Raw genomic sequence first — 13380 nt, 5'->3', positions numbered from 1 at the left:
CTGCTCCCGGCGGATCGGCCCGGACGGCCAGTCTACATCCAAAGGCCGCCACGACCCCCACAAGGGTACAGGGTGGGCAAAGCAACGAGACGCGCAAGGCGCGGCTCGTCGCGTGCCCACCATGCCAGCCGCGATCGTGGAGAGATGGTGGGCACGGCGCAAGGGCGCCTTTGCCCACCCTACGAGATCAGACATCGCGGCTACGAGCTACGGCGGACCGGTCGCTTTACCCACCCGACCCGCTCCGCGGCATGGTGACATCATGCCCCTGTTTTGCCCGACGAGTCAAACGGGCTTCGTAAAATCCGCATCGACAATGACGGACCTGCAAGCCATTGATTCCGCTAGGCTCGGCTACTGTGCATGGGGTTGTTTTCGCGTTTCTTGTCCATGGACGGCTCAGCCGCCTAGAGAAACATGTGCGCCAGGTCGACCGTCGAGGACTTTCCGATCTGGTCGAAGTTTCGCGCCAGCCAGCTTCGCGCCGCCTCGCGGCCCTCATCGCGCAGGCGGCACAACAGGCTCCATTCGGGGTGAAACTGCGTGGCCGTGCCGAGCTGCGACATCAAATCGTCGTTGCCGATCCAATGCATGTACATGCGGCTATGCCGGTCGCTGTCGAGTTCGCCGTCGTCGATCAGCCGGGTGGCGAAGGCGATCGCGCGCATCTCGCGCATCAATGACGAATTGAAGCTGATCTCGTTGATGCGGTGGAGGACATCGGCTGCACTGGTCGGCAGCTCGTTGCGCCGGATCGCCGTGACCTGCACGATGATGACGTCGTGACTGCCCTTGCGGTAGATCAGCGGATAGATCGCGGGATTGCCGAGATAGCCGCCATCCCAATAGTGCTCGCCGTCGATCTCGACGGCCTGGAAATAGGGCGGCAGGCAGGCCGAGGCGAGCACGGTATCCGCCGTGAGACGCGGGCTCTGGAACACCTTGATCTTGCCGGTGCGGACGTTGGTGGCGTTGAGAAACAGCTGCGGCGCCTCGGGCGAGGAGTTGAGCCGGTCGAAATCGACCACGCGCTGCAGCAGCGCGCGGAGCGGATTGAAATGAAAGGGATTGAGCAGGCCAGGCGGCAGCGTGTGCGTCAGCGTGTGGATGATGGCGTGGACCGGATGATATTCCGGCGGCAGCCTCATGGCCTGGATCCACTGGTTCAGCGGCGACATCAGATCGTACGCCACGTCCATGCGCGACACTTCGTACCAGAATGCGTACAGGCTTTCCCGCGCGGCCTCCGCGCCTCCATGCGCCATGCCGGAGGCCATCGCCACCGCATTCATGGCGCCGGCACTGGTGGCGCTGACCGCCTCGATCGCGAGCCTGCCGTCTTCGAGCACCTGGTCGAGCACGCCCCAGACGAAGGCGCCGTGCGCGCCGCCGCCCTGGAGCGCGAAGTTGACGGTCTTGCGGTCGGAGATCGGGTTGGCTGTCACGTTGCTTGCTTCTTGCCTCCCGTCCCCTCCTTCTCCAGCGCCTTGCGCACTTGCTCGAACTCCTCCAGCGAGGCCTTGTCGGCGCGGGGGAAGCGCAGGTCGAGCTTTTCGAGCGCTGCATTGATCACCGAGCCGATCACGACGCGGGCGAACCATTTGTGATCGGCGGGCACGACGTACCAGGGCGCATGGGAGGTCGCGGTGTGGCGGACGATGTCCTGGTAGACCGCCTGGTAGCGCGGCCACAGCGCGCGCTCCTTGATGTCGTCCATGGAGAACTTCCACTGCTTGGCCGGATCCTCCAGCCGCTCGAGAAAGCGCTCGCGCTGCTCTTCCTTGGACACGTTCAGGAAGAACTTCAGCACCACGGTGCCGTTGCGGCAGAGATAGCGCTCGAAGGCGGATATGTCCTCGAACCGCTCCTTCCAGATGTTCTTGGTCACGAGCTTTGGCGGCAGCTTCTCCTTGGCGAGAATCTCCGGGTGCACACGCGTCACCAGGCATTCCTCGTAGTGCGAGCGGTTGAAGATGCCGATACGCCCGCGCTCGGGCAGTGCGATCACGTGGCGCCAGAGAAAGTCGTGGTCGAGCTCCTTGCTACTCGGCGCCTTGAAGGCCGTGACTTCGCAGCCCTGCGGATTGATGCCCTCGAAGATCGCCTTGATCGCACTGTCCTTGCCGGCGGCGTCCATGGCCTGGAACACGATCAGGAGCGACCAGCGGTCCTGCGCGTAAAGCTTCTCCTGATACTCGATCAGCCGCTTCTTGTTGGCGTCGAGAATCGCCAGCGCTCTCTCCTTGTCGAGGTCGCCCTTCTCGTCGGTCTTATGGTCCTCGAGATGAAACTTGCCCGAGCCATCGTAGCGGAATGGCGTGATGTAGCGGTCAAGCTCCTGGGCGAGCGACTTGGACGGCTTCTTGTTCATGAGCGCGGGGCACCTTGCGTTGCGGCTTCAATCGGTCGAGCAAGCTACCAAGGATGCCCTTGGGAAGGAATATGATGAAAAGCACGAGCAGCACGCCGTAGACGAGGTTGTCCCAGCCGACCGCCTGGGTGCCGAAGCCGATGCGCAGCGTCTCGGCCAGCAGAATGGTGATGATCGCGCCGACAGTCGGGCCGAGCGAGACGAACAGGCCGCCGACGATGGCAGCGAACACCATCTGCAGCGACACCGCGATGCCGCTGACGGTGTCCGGCGTGATGAACATCTGGTACTGGCAATAGATCGCACCGGCCAGCGCCGTCATCAGCGCGCTGAGCAGCGTGATCTTCAGCTTCTCGGCGGTGACGTCGACACCGGCCGCGGCCGCGGCGTCCTCGTCCTCCGAGATCGCCTCCAGCGCATAGCGGGCCATGCTGCGGTCGACCCAGTGCCAGACCACGATGCCGAACAGCCAGACTCCGAGCGCGATCAGGTACCAGGTCGTCTTGTCATCGAATTGCAGCGCCAGCAGCTTGTTGCCCGAGGTCCGGTTCGGCGTGTAGCCGAGCGAGCCACCGGTATAGTCACGTGTCGCGGTGATGACCTGGAGCACGATGCCCGACAGCGCCAGCGTCACCAGCACGAAATAGTGCCCGGTGATGCGGAAGCGGAAGCAGGGATAGCCGACGATCAGCGCCAGCGCGCCGGCCGCCGCCATGCTGATGGGAATGCCGATCCAGGGCGACAGTCCCAGGTGATTCCACAACAGCGCGGTGACGTAGGCACCAATGCCCATGAAGCCGCCATGCCCGAGCGAGACGAGGCCAAACCGCCCCATCATCGACCAGGAGGTGTAGGCGAACGACCAGATCAGGATCAGCACCAAAATGTGCAGGTGATAGGGATCGCGATAGACGAAGGGCAGCGCAACCAGCGCCGCCAACCCCAGCCCCCATGCCGCAAGCCGTCCCCGCCCCATCATCGCCGCCTCGCGAGCAGGCCCGCGGGCCGGATGAACATCATGACGATGAAGAAGGCGAAGGCGAGCACATAGCCCCATTCGAGGTCGGAGAACAGGCCACCGAGCGAGATGATCTCCGCGAACACGAAGGCCGCGATGAAGCCGCCGATGAAATTGCCGAGACCCCCGAGCACGCAGATCAGGAAGGTGATCGGCCCGAAGGAGAGGCCGACGAAGGGATGCACGTCGTATTGCAGCACCAGCAGGCAGGCCGCGAGGCCGGCGAGTGCGCCGCCGAGCGCGGAGGTGATGAGGTAGATCCGCTTGGTATCGACCCCCATCAGCGCCATGATCTGCCGGTCCTGCGAGATGGCGCGGATCGCGGTGCCGGTGAAGGTGCGCGTCATGAACAGATAGACCGCGACCATGCCGACCAGCGCGGCGACGAACGAGAGCAGTCGCGCATAGCTGAAATTCATGTCGCCGAAGGCGAGCACCGGCAGGCGGATGCCGAGATTGCGGAAGTCGATGCCGAAGGCGACCGTGGCAAAGCTCTGCAGCACGAACAGCACCCCGCCGGTCGCGAGCAGCTGGTTGATCGGCGGCGCCGTGAGCAGCGGCGCGATCACGAGGTAGTGCAGCGCCGCGCCAAGCACGGCGACGAGCAGGATGGTGAGCGGGGCGGCAACGAAATAGCTGATGCCGTAATACTGCACCATGAAATACATGCCGTACATGCCGATCATCACGAGTTCGGCGTAGCAGATCCAGGTCACGTCGATGACGCCGAAGATCAGGTTGAGCCCGAGCGCCAGCAGCGCCAGCACGCCGCCGAGCAGGATGCCGTTGATCACGGCCTCCAGCAGGTAGATGTCGAAAACGTCCAGCAACGCCTGCATGCCCATCACACCCCGAGATAAGCTTCCTTGACCGTGTCGCTCGCCAGCATCTCGGCCGAGGTGCCGGACGCGCGGATCGTGCCCGCCTCGATCAGATAGGCGCGGTCGACCACCTTCAGCACCTGCTGCACGTTCTGCTCGACGATCAGCACCGTCAGCCCGCTGGCGCGGATCCGTTTCACCAGCTCGAACACCTGCTGCACGACCACGGGCGCCAGCCCCGCCGAGGGTTCGTCGAGCAGCAACAGTTTCGGATTGGACATCAGCGCGCGGCCGATGGCGCACATCTGCTGCTCGCCGCCGGACATGGTGCCGGCCATCTGGTGCCGCCGCTCCTTCAGGCGCGGAAACAGGTCGAACACGACGTCGAGCCGCTCGGCATAATGCCCGCGGGCCTCCTTCATGAAGGCACCCATCTTGAGATTGTCGTCCACCGTGAGCTGCGGGAACAGCCGCCGGTTCTCCGGCACATGCGCAATGCCGAGGCTGACGATCTTGTGCGGCGGGGTCGCGACGACATCGACGCCCTCCATCTTGATCGATCCGCGCGAGGGACGGATCAGGCCGGAGATGACGCGCATCAAGGTGGTCTTGCCGGCGCCGTTGGGACCGATGACGCCGACGGCTTCGCCGGCCCTCACGTCGAGATTGACGTCGAACAGTGCCTGGAAGGTGCCATAGCCGGCATTGACGCCGCGAAGCTCCAGCATCGCCTAGCCTCCCGCCCGGCGGCGCGCTTCGGCGGCCGCGGCCTGCGTGGTCTCGGCATCGGTGCCGAGATAGACCTCGATGACGCGCGGATCGCCCGCGACCGCGCTCGGCAGGCCTTCCGAGATCTTCTCGCCGTGATCGAGCACCATGACGCGATCGACGACGCGCATCAACACGCCCATGATGTGCTCGACCCAGATGATGGTGATGCCGAGCTCGTCGCGGATGTTGCGCAGCATGTCCGCGGCCTGGTCCATCTCGGCCTCGTCGAGACCGCCGAGGCTCTCGTCGGCGAGCAGCAGCTTCGGCGCGGTGGCGAGCGCTTTCGCAAGCTCCAGCTTCTTCAGCCCCGCTGCGCCGAGCCCATCGACGCTGGCATGGCGGTCGGTCGGCAGCCCGACCATCGCCAGCGAGCGCTCGGCCGCCTCCTCGGCCTTGGCGCGGCTGTGGCGGCCCTGGCCGTAGAAGCCGGCGAGCGCGACGTTCTCGAAGATGGTCAGGCGACGGAAGGGACGCGGAATCTGGAAGGTGCGGCCGATGCCGCGGTTGATGATCCGGTGCGGCGCAAGGCCTGCGATCTCGTGCCCGGCGAACAGGATCGATCCGGAGGTCGGCGCCAGCGTGCCGGAGAGCATGTTGAAGATCGTGCTCTTGCCCGAGCCGTTGGGGCCGATCAGGCCGAGGATCTCGCCCTGGTCGACCCGGAACGACACGTTGTTCACGGCGGTGAAGCCGCCAAACCGCTTCACCAGTCCGCTGACTTCCAACACCGGAGGACTCCGCTACTGGTTGCTGTAGGTGGTGCCCTTGGGCAGCGGCAGCACAGCCTCGCGCTGCGCCTGACTCTTGGGCCACACCACATAGGACTTGTCGTCGACGTACTGGATCACGACGGGGAACGAGCGCTCGTTCTGGCCGGCCATTGGCAAGCCCTCACCGTGGAATTTGACGCCGAAGCCGAGCATGGTGCCGCCTTCGGGTATGTCGGTGTCCAGTGCCGCCTTGCGCAGGGAGTCGGGATCTACGCCGCCATATTTCTTGATTGCTCGCGGCAGCACGTCGGTCAGGAACAAGTAGGTGTTGGACGCAGCCATGCCGACATGGGCCGAACGGATGGCGACGCCCGGCTTGCGCTTGTCGAACTCCTCGCCAACCGCCTTGATGACCGGCGGCAGCTTCGGATCCATGCTCTTCTGGTTGGCGAGCCAGATCGAGATCGGATCGGTGTTGAAGACGTAGTTGGCATCGGCGCCCAGGCCTTCCTTGAGCTTCTCATAGACCCCGTAGCCGGCGCCATGTCCTACCAGTGCGCCGAACTTCAGCCCCTGCTCGCGGGCTTGCCGGAGCAACAGGGTGATGTCGGGATTGTAGCCGGTGTGGAAGACCACATCCGGCTTGGCCCGCTTCAGCTTGGTGACCAGCGCAGACAAATCCGGGGCCGTCGCCGAATAGCCCTCTCTGAGCACGATGTTGAAACCGGCCTTCTTGGCGCCGGCCTCATTGCCTTTGGCAACGTCGACGCCGTAGGCGCCGTCCTCGTGGATGATGGCGACCCGCAGGTCCTTCGGGTCCTTGCCGAGCTTCTCCTTGGCATTCTGCGCGATGAAATCCATCGTCATCATGCCGAACTGGTCGCCGGAGGCCTGCGGCCGGAAGACGTATTTGTAGTTCTTGTTCTCCAGCACCGCGGACGAAATGCAGGTCGTGATCCACATGAACTTCTTCAGCTGCTCGACGCGCGCTGCCACCGGCACGCATTGCGCCGAGGAGAAGAAGCCGAGCAGCATGTCGACCTTTTCCTGCTCGATCAAACGGATCGCTTCATTGATGGCGACATCCGGCTTGCTCTGAGCATCGGCATAGATCGCCTCGATCTTGTAGCCTTCGACGCCTTTCGCGCTGTACTGATCCAGCATGATCCTTGCGCCGGTATATTGCAGCTCCGAACCGCCGCCGGCGAGCGGGCCCGTCAGATCATAGATGACCCCGATCTTGAGCTTCTTCTCTTGAGCCTTGTCTTGGGCCTCGGCCGCAGCCGTCAAGCCCGTCGCTGATATCGCGACCAACAGCCCACGTACCAAGCGGGCAGCCATGCGCAGGCGCATCTAAACCTCCCTGGACGATTGTGCATTGCATTCTTGTTGCTTTGCTTTTTTGCCCATCACATGGGCTGCGCGCGGCGATGTCAAGCCTCGCGCTCAGCGCGAGGCGAACTGCTGCGCAATAAAGGCCGTGACAAATCGCGGCATGGTCGGCGTAAGATCGCTCATCCCGCGCACGAGATGAATGGCCGACAATTCGGGCTCGGCCTCGCGCGCGAGATTGGCTTCGATCCGGACGCGGGCTTCATCGCCCGGCATGTCCAGATTGAGGACCTGAATCATCGCGATCGCGCGGCCGGAGACGACGCAATGCCAGTCCGACTCCGCCGCGTAGTCCTCGGCGGTCAGCCCGGTCTCTTCCGCGATCTCGCGGACGACGCTGCCGGGAACGTCGAGGGTACCATCTCTGACGTCGTCGAGGTCGGGCGTGCCCGAAGGGAAATAGATGCGGCCCGCATTGGCGGTGTGCTGCGCCATCTCGCCCATCACGAAGGCGCCGTCGGAGGTGCGCAGCGCGCCCATGCCGAAGCCGTTGAACACGGCCGGATCAGGAAAGCCCCAGTCGCGCCAGGCGAGGAAGCTGGCGAAATCGGTCTCGAAATAGGTCGCGGCGAGATGGCCGCCCGCGAACACGGCATCGCGCCCGAGCAGGACGGGGCCGTTCCAGATCTTCGGCAGCTCGCGCTGCTTCTCGGCGAAATGCGCCGCGATCTCGGCGCGGCGCTCCTCGGCGAACGGCCACGGGATCGGCCGCACGGCAAGATCAAGCGTCGTGACGCGATGAATGACCGGTGACGTCATGACGCCTGATTACTATGCCTTCGCGTCAGCTATTTGGCATTCCCCGTCGTCTTCTTGGCCTGGTCGACGAATTTGTTGGTGAAGGTCTTGCTGACGTCGATCTTGGCGTTCGCCACCTCGGGCGAACCGACGCTGAACACGGCGAGCACGGCGTCGGCGCCCTTCGGGTCCATCTTGCCGGTCTCGGAATACATCGGAATCGTGTTCTTCAGTGCGGCGAGATAGAGATCCTTGTTCTTGCCGACCGTCCCCTCCGGCATCTTGGCCATGATCTCCTCGGGCGAATGCGAATGGATCCAGGCGAGCGTGGCGAGGATCGCATTGGTGAGCGCCTGCGTTTCCTTCTCGTGGCCATTGACCCAGGCCGCCGTCGAATACAGCGCTCCGCCCGGATATTCGCCGCCAAATGTCTCGAGCGTATCCTTCTGGGTACGGGTATCGCTGAGGATGCGCAGATCCTTGTGGCTGCCCTGGAGCACGGTCACCGAAGGATCGAGCATCACGGCCGCGTCGATCTGCCCCTGCTCCATCGCGGCCACGGCGGTAGCGCCAAGGCCAACGCCGATCACGGCGGCGCTGGTGGGATCGAGCCCGTTCTTCTTGAGCATATATTTGAGGAAGAAGTCGGTGGAGGAGCCGGGCGCACTGACGCCGACCTTCTTGCCGGCAAGGTCCTTGACCGACTTGATGTCATTGGTGCGCGAGGGCGCGACCACCAGCACGAGGCCGGGATAGCGGTCATAGACCACGAAGGACTGCAGCTCCTGCTTCTTGGCCGCAAGATTGACGCAATGGTCGAAATAGCCGGAGACGACGTCGGCACTGCCGCCGAGCACGGCCTTGAGCGCGTCCGAGCCGCCCTTGAGGTCGACCAGCTCGACATTGAGGCCGGCCTTCTCGTATTCGCCGAGCTGCTTGGCCAGCACCGTTGGCAGATAGCACAGGCAGGAGCCGCCGCCGACCGCGATGGTGACCTTGCTTTGCGCCGCGGCAAGCGAGGTGGTGAGCATCAGCGCGAGCAGCGCGCCGGCGAGCCTGGCAATCGTGTTCTTCATTGGTTTCCTCCGTTCGGCCGGCGGCACCATAGAGCAGCAGGACTGGCTTGAGAAGCACCGCCTGGGTGGGCTGGCCATCGGCCTTTCGGCACAATAAACATGCCCAGAGGCACCTCGGATCGCATCGACGCAATCAAATCGACTTGCTTCCTAACCACGCCCGTCCGACGCGGTCGGCCGCCACACCAACAAGCGCCGCTCGACCAGCGTCACGCCATAGTCGATCAGGATGACGAAGGCCGACAGCACGAACATGCCGGCGAACACGCCGGCAACGTCGAACACGCCTTCGGCCTGCTGGATGAGATAACCGAGCCCCGCCGCCGATCCCAGATATTCGCCGACCACCGCGCCGACCACCGCGAAGCCGACCGACGTGTGCAGCGAGGAGAACATCCAGGACAGCGCCGATGGCCAATAGACGTGCTGCATCAACTGCCGCTCGCTCATGCCGAGCATGCGGCCGTTGTCGAGCACGGTGCGGCTGACCTCCTTCACACCCTGATAGACGTTGAAGAACACGATGAAGAACACCAGCGTCACGCCGAGCGCAACCTTGGACCAGATGCCAAGCCCGAGCCACAGCGCGAAGATCGGTGCCAGCACCACGCGCGGCAGCGCGTTGACCATTTTCACGTAAGGATCGAACACGGCGGCGACCAGCGGCTGGCGCGCGAACCAGAAGCCGACCAGCACGCCGCCGAGCGATCCGATCACGAAGGCCAGGATCGATTCGGCCAGCGTGATGCCGAGATGCTTCCAGATCACGCCGGAGGCGAACCACTTCACGATCTGGCTGAACACGTCGAACGGGTTGGAGAAGAAGAATGGCGGCAGCAGGATCTTGCCGAACACGGGGACGGTCGACAGCACTTGCCACAGCACGATGCAGACGACCGCGACCAGGACTTGCAGCGCAAACAGCGTCGGGCGCGACATCAGACCGCCTCCGCCGCGTGGGTGGACTGCGCGTATCCCTTCATCACCTCATCCTTGAGCACGCTCCAGATCTCGCGATGGAGCGCATGGAACTCCTTGTCGAGGCGCACCTCGAAGATGTCGCGCGGGCGCGGCAAGCTGACGCGCCAGTCGCCGATGATGCGCGAGGACGGTCCCGCGGACATGATCACCACGCGGTCCGCGAGCGCGATCGCCTCTTCCAGATCATGTGTCACGAACAGCACCGCTTTGCGGTCGGCGTTCCACAAGTCGAGCAGGAGGTTGCCCATGACCTGGCGCGTTTGTGCATCGAGCGGCCCGAATGGCTCGTCCATCAAGAGGATCTTGGGATCGCGGATCAATACCTGCGCCAGCGCCACGCGCTTGCGCTGGCCGCCGGAGAGCATGTGCGGGTAGCGGCCCGCGAAGGCGCCGAGGCCGACGGAGGTCAGCCATTTCTGCGCCTGCGGCAGCGCTTCGGTGCGCGGCGTGCCTTTGATCTCGAGTCCGATCGCGACGTTGTCGAGCGCGGTCTTCCAGGGGAACAGCGCGTCGGCCTGGAACAGATAGCCGGCATCCCGGTTCAGCCCCGCGAGCGGCCGGTCGAATATCCTGACGCCGCCCGCCGCCGGCTTCAGCAGGCCGGCCGCGACATTGAGCAGCGTCGATTTCCCACAGCCGGTCGGGCCGACGATGGCGACGAACTCGCCCTGCGCGACCGCAAGATGCGCCTTCTCCACCGCCGTATAGACCCGGCCGTCCCCCAGCCGGAACGCGACCTTGGCATCTTCCAGCGCCACTGCCGTGGGCGTCGTCATGTGCTTCCTCCGAACTCAGGCCGATGCCTTAGCCGCTCGCGCGGCCAAGTTCAATCAAGCCGCCAAGCGTGCTACGCATGGGGACACTTCCTTCACCCTCCCCTGGAGGGGGAGGGTCGGTGCGCATGAAGCGAAGCGGAATGCGGACCGGGGTGGGGTGACGGTCTCTCCGCGTCGAACACTGCCCGTGTTGAGAAATCACCCCACCCCGCCCGCGCTTCGCGCGAGCGACCCTCCCCCTCCAGGGGAGGGTAAGCAAGAGCGAGAGTCCGCAGCTAATGTCTTCAGCGATCAGCTACCAAGAGGTCACCAAGAGCTTCGGCTCCCTTAGGGCTGTGGACGATGTGTCGCTCGACATCGCCGAGGGCGAGTTTGTGGCGATCGTCGGCGGCTCGGGCTCAGGCAAGACCACATTGCTGCGGCTCGCCAACCGGCTGATCGAGGCCGATGGCGGCACCATCACGATCGAGGGCGAGGGCGTGAGAGATGTCGATCCGGTCGCGCTGCGGCGCCGGATCGGCTACGTCTTCCAAAGCGGCGGGCTGTTTCCGCATCTGAGCGTCGCCGACAATATCGGAATCACGCCAAAACTGCTGGGCGAACCGGCAGCGGCGATCGCGACGCGCGTCGATGAGCTGCTCGAGCTCGTGCAGCTCGACCGCGCCGCGCATCGCGATCGGCTTCCGCAGGCGCTCTCCGGCGGTCAGCGCCAGCGCGTCGGCGTGGCGCGGGCGCTCGCGGCAAAACCCCGCATCGTGCTGATGGACGAGCCCTTCGGCGCGCTCGATCCCCTCACCCGCGATGCGCTGGGTGACGACTATCGCACGCTGCACCGCAAGCTCGGCCTGACCACGGTGATGATCACCCATGACATGACGGAGGCGATTCTGCTCGCCGACCGCATCGCAGTGATGCGCAGCGGGAAGCTGCTCGCGCAGGGTACACCCGCGGAGCTCTCGAAGAGCAGCGACGCCTACGTGCTGGAGCTGCTGCGCACGCCGCGCCGCCAGGTGGAGCGATTGAGCACGCTGCTGCCGCAGAGCGGTGCGGCATGAGCCTCTTCACCGATCCGCGCTGGGGCGAGGCGCTGGCGCATCTGCCCGATTATCTCGGCAACCATGTGCGGGTAAGCCTCGCCGCGCTTGCGCTCGGCCTTGCCGTGAGCCTGCCGCTGGCGATCCTGACGCGCAACCGTCCGGCGCCGCGCGGCATCCTGCTCGCGTTCGCCAGCATCGTGCAGACCGTACCCGGGCTGGCGCTGCTTGCGCTGTTCTATCCGCTGCTGCTGCTGGCTGCTTCCGTCACGCTGGCCTGGTTCGGCCTTTCCTTCTCCGCGTTCGGCTTCCTGCCGGCGATGCTGGCGCTGGCGCTCTATTCGATGCTGCCGGTGCTGCGCAACGGCATCACCGGCCTCAACGGCATCGATCCCGCGCTGATCGAGGCTGCCAAGGGTGTCGGCATGACCGCACGGCAATCGCTGCTCATGGTCGAGCTGCCGCTGGCGCTGCCGGTGATGATGGCGGGCATCCGCACCGCCGCGGTGTGGGTGATCGGCACCGCGACGCTCTCGACGCCGATCGGGCAGACCAGCCTCGGCAATTACATCTTCGCCGGGCTCCAGACCCAGAACTGGGTGTTCGTGCTGTTCGGCTGCCTGGCCTCGGCCTTGCTGGCACTCGCCGTCGACCAGTTGCTCGGTCAGATCGAGGGCGGTCTGCGCCAGCGCAGCCGGGCGCGCGCTGGCCTCGGCGCGGTCGGAATCGCGGCGCTGGTCGCCGCTACGCTGGTGCCGACCATGGGACGCTCGTCGTCAGGCTATGTGGTCGGCGCAAAGACCTTCGCCGAGCAATATGTGCTGTCAGCGTTGATGAGGGACCGCCTCCAGGTGGCGGGCCTCTCGGCCACGGCGCGCTCCGGCCTCGGCTCCAGCGTGATCTTCGAGGCGCTGAAGGCGGGCGACATCGATCTCTATGTCGACTATTCCGGCACGCTCTGGGCCAACCAGCTCCATCGCACCGACATCAGGCCGCGCGCCGAGCTGGTCGCCGAGCTGAAGACGGCGCTCGCGAAGGACGATATCACCCTTCTCGGCGAGCTCGGTTTCGAGAACGCCTATGCGCTGGTGATGCCGAGACGGCGCGCCGAGGCGCTAGGCATCCGCACCATCGCCGACCTCAGCGCACATGCCTCGACACTGTCGATTGCCGGCGACTACGAATTCTTCTCCCGTCCCGAATGGGCGGCCCTGCAAAAGGCCTATGGACTCCAGTTCCGCGCCCAGCGCCAGATGCAGCCGGATTTCATGTATGCGGCGGTCGCCAGCGGCGAGGTCGACGTCATCGCGGGCTACACCAGCGACGGCCTGATCGCGAAATACGATCTCGTTGCGCTCGACGATCCCCGCCATGCGATCCCGCCCTATGATGCGATCCTGCTGCTGGCGCCGAAACGCGCCGGCGACGAGCGGCTCAAGACGGCGCTGAGGCCGCTGCTCGGCAAGATCGACATCGCCACCATGCGCGAGGCGAACCTGCGCGCCAGCGGCAATGATGCGAATTCATCGCCCGATGCTGTGGCGAAGTGGTTGTGGGAGAAGGTGGGCGGGCGATAAGGTGAGATTTCGTAGGGTGGGCAAAGGCGCGTAAGCGCCGTGCCCAGGGTCTCTGGATGCGTGTGAGAGGTGGTGGGCACGCTTCGCTTTGCCCACCCCACGGATCCTCAGGATG

The 13380-nt window shown here is 64.8% G+C and carries 13 protein-coding genes; 2 read left to right on the top strand and 11 right to left on the bottom strand.

The window, feature by feature from the left end; genetic code table 11:
- Positions 1 to 407 precede the first annotated feature (407 nt).
- The 11 genes from JQ566_RS23865 to JQ566_RS23815 all read right to left on the bottom strand — a co-directional run bounded on the left by JQ566_RS23865 (position 408) and on the right by JQ566_RS23815 (position 10654).
- Positions 408 to 1445, bottom strand: coding sequence for a patatin-like phospholipase family protein (locus JQ566_RS23865; protein WP_212376397.1), 1038 nt, complete (start codon positions 1443 to 1445; stop codon positions 408 to 410).
- A complete protein-coding gene (locus JQ566_RS23860; RefSeq protein ID WP_212376394.1) occupies positions 1442 to 2371 on the bottom strand; it encodes a polyphosphate kinase 2 family protein in 930 nt (309 codons plus the stop codon). The genes JQ566_RS23865 and JQ566_RS23860 overlap by 4 nt, the downstream gene beginning before the upstream one ends.
- Positions 2331 to 3350, bottom strand: coding sequence for a branched-chain amino acid ABC transporter permease (locus tag JQ566_RS23855; protein ID WP_212376391.1), 1020 nt, complete (start codon positions 3348 to 3350; stop codon positions 2331 to 2333). Before JQ566_RS23855 ends, JQ566_RS23860 begins: the two co-directional genes overlap by 41 nt.
- The gene (locus JQ566_RS23850) at positions 3347 to 4228 is read right to left on the bottom strand and encodes a branched-chain amino acid ABC transporter permease (RefSeq protein ID WP_025038007.1); all 882 of its coding nucleotides are present in this window, start codon (positions 4226 to 4228) and stop codon (positions 3347 to 3349) included. Before JQ566_RS23850 ends, JQ566_RS23855 begins: the two co-directional genes overlap by 4 nt.
- A 5-nt stretch (positions 4229 to 4233) precedes the next feature.
- Positions 4234 to 4938 carry an ABC transporter ATP-binding protein gene (locus tag JQ566_RS23845; RefSeq protein ID WP_212376388.1) on the bottom strand — a complete coding sequence of 235 codons (705 nt, stop codon included), beginning with the start codon at positions 4936 to 4938 and terminating at the stop codon, positions 4234 to 4236.
- A gap of 3 nt (positions 4939 to 4941) precedes the next feature.
- Positions 4942 to 5709 carry an ABC transporter ATP-binding protein gene (locus JQ566_RS23840; protein ID WP_212376385.1) on the bottom strand — a complete coding sequence of 256 codons (768 nt, stop codon included), beginning with the start codon at positions 5707 to 5709 and terminating at the stop codon, positions 4942 to 4944.
- A 12-nt stretch (positions 5710 to 5721) separates the two neighbouring features.
- A complete protein-coding gene (locus JQ566_RS23835) occupies positions 5722 to 7044 on the bottom strand; it encodes an ABC transporter substrate-binding protein (protein WP_212376383.1) in 1323 nt (440 codons plus the stop codon).
- A gap of 93 nt (positions 7045 to 7137) precedes the next feature.
- The gene (locus JQ566_RS23830; RefSeq protein ID WP_212376380.1) at positions 7138 to 7842 is read right to left on the bottom strand and encodes an NUDIX hydrolase; all 705 of its coding nucleotides are present in this window, start codon (positions 7840 to 7842) and stop codon (positions 7138 to 7140) included.
- Between the two features lie 29 nt (positions 7843 to 7871).
- Positions 7872 to 8897 carry an ABC transporter substrate-binding protein gene (locus JQ566_RS23825; protein ID WP_212376377.1) on the bottom strand — a complete coding sequence of 342 codons (1026 nt, stop codon included), beginning with the start codon at positions 8895 to 8897 and terminating at the stop codon, positions 7872 to 7874.
- A 150-nt stretch (positions 8898 to 9047) separates the two neighbouring features.
- Positions 9048 to 9836, bottom strand: coding sequence for an ABC transporter permease (locus JQ566_RS23820; protein ID WP_212376374.1), 789 nt, complete (start codon positions 9834 to 9836; stop codon positions 9048 to 9050).
- Positions 9836 to 10654, bottom strand: a complete 819-nt coding sequence (locus JQ566_RS23815) for an ABC transporter ATP-binding protein (RefSeq protein ID WP_212376371.1) — start codon at positions 10652 to 10654, stop codon at positions 9836 to 9838. The genes JQ566_RS23820 and JQ566_RS23815 overlap by 1 nt, the downstream gene beginning before the upstream one ends.
- A 278-nt stretch (positions 10655 to 10932) precedes the next feature.
- On the opposite strand from JQ566_RS23815, the gene JQ566_RS23810 reads away from it, so the two are divergent.
- Together JQ566_RS23810 and JQ566_RS23805 are read left to right on the top strand one after the other, a co-directional pair.
- Positions 10933 to 11709: an ATP-binding cassette domain-containing protein gene (locus JQ566_RS23810; RefSeq protein ID WP_212376368.1), complete on the top strand. Its 777-nt coding sequence runs from the start codon at positions 10933 to 10935 to the stop codon at positions 11707 to 11709.
- A complete protein-coding gene (locus JQ566_RS23805; RefSeq protein ID WP_212376365.1) occupies positions 11706 to 13265 on the top strand; it encodes a glycine betaine ABC transporter substrate-binding protein in 1560 nt (519 codons plus the stop codon). The genes JQ566_RS23810 and JQ566_RS23805 overlap by 4 nt, the downstream gene beginning before the upstream one ends.
- The last annotated feature ends 115 nt before the right edge of the window (positions 13266 to 13380 follow it).

The organism is Bradyrhizobium sp. SZCCT0231, assembly GCF_018130245.1.
In the GTDB taxonomy this organism is placed as follows: Bacteria; Pseudomonadota; Alphaproteobacteria; order Rhizobiales; family Xanthobacteraceae; genus Bradyrhizobium; species Bradyrhizobium japonicum_F.
Note: the sequence above shows the minus strand (reverse complement) of the source record. Positions and strands in the feature narration are given on the sequence as shown.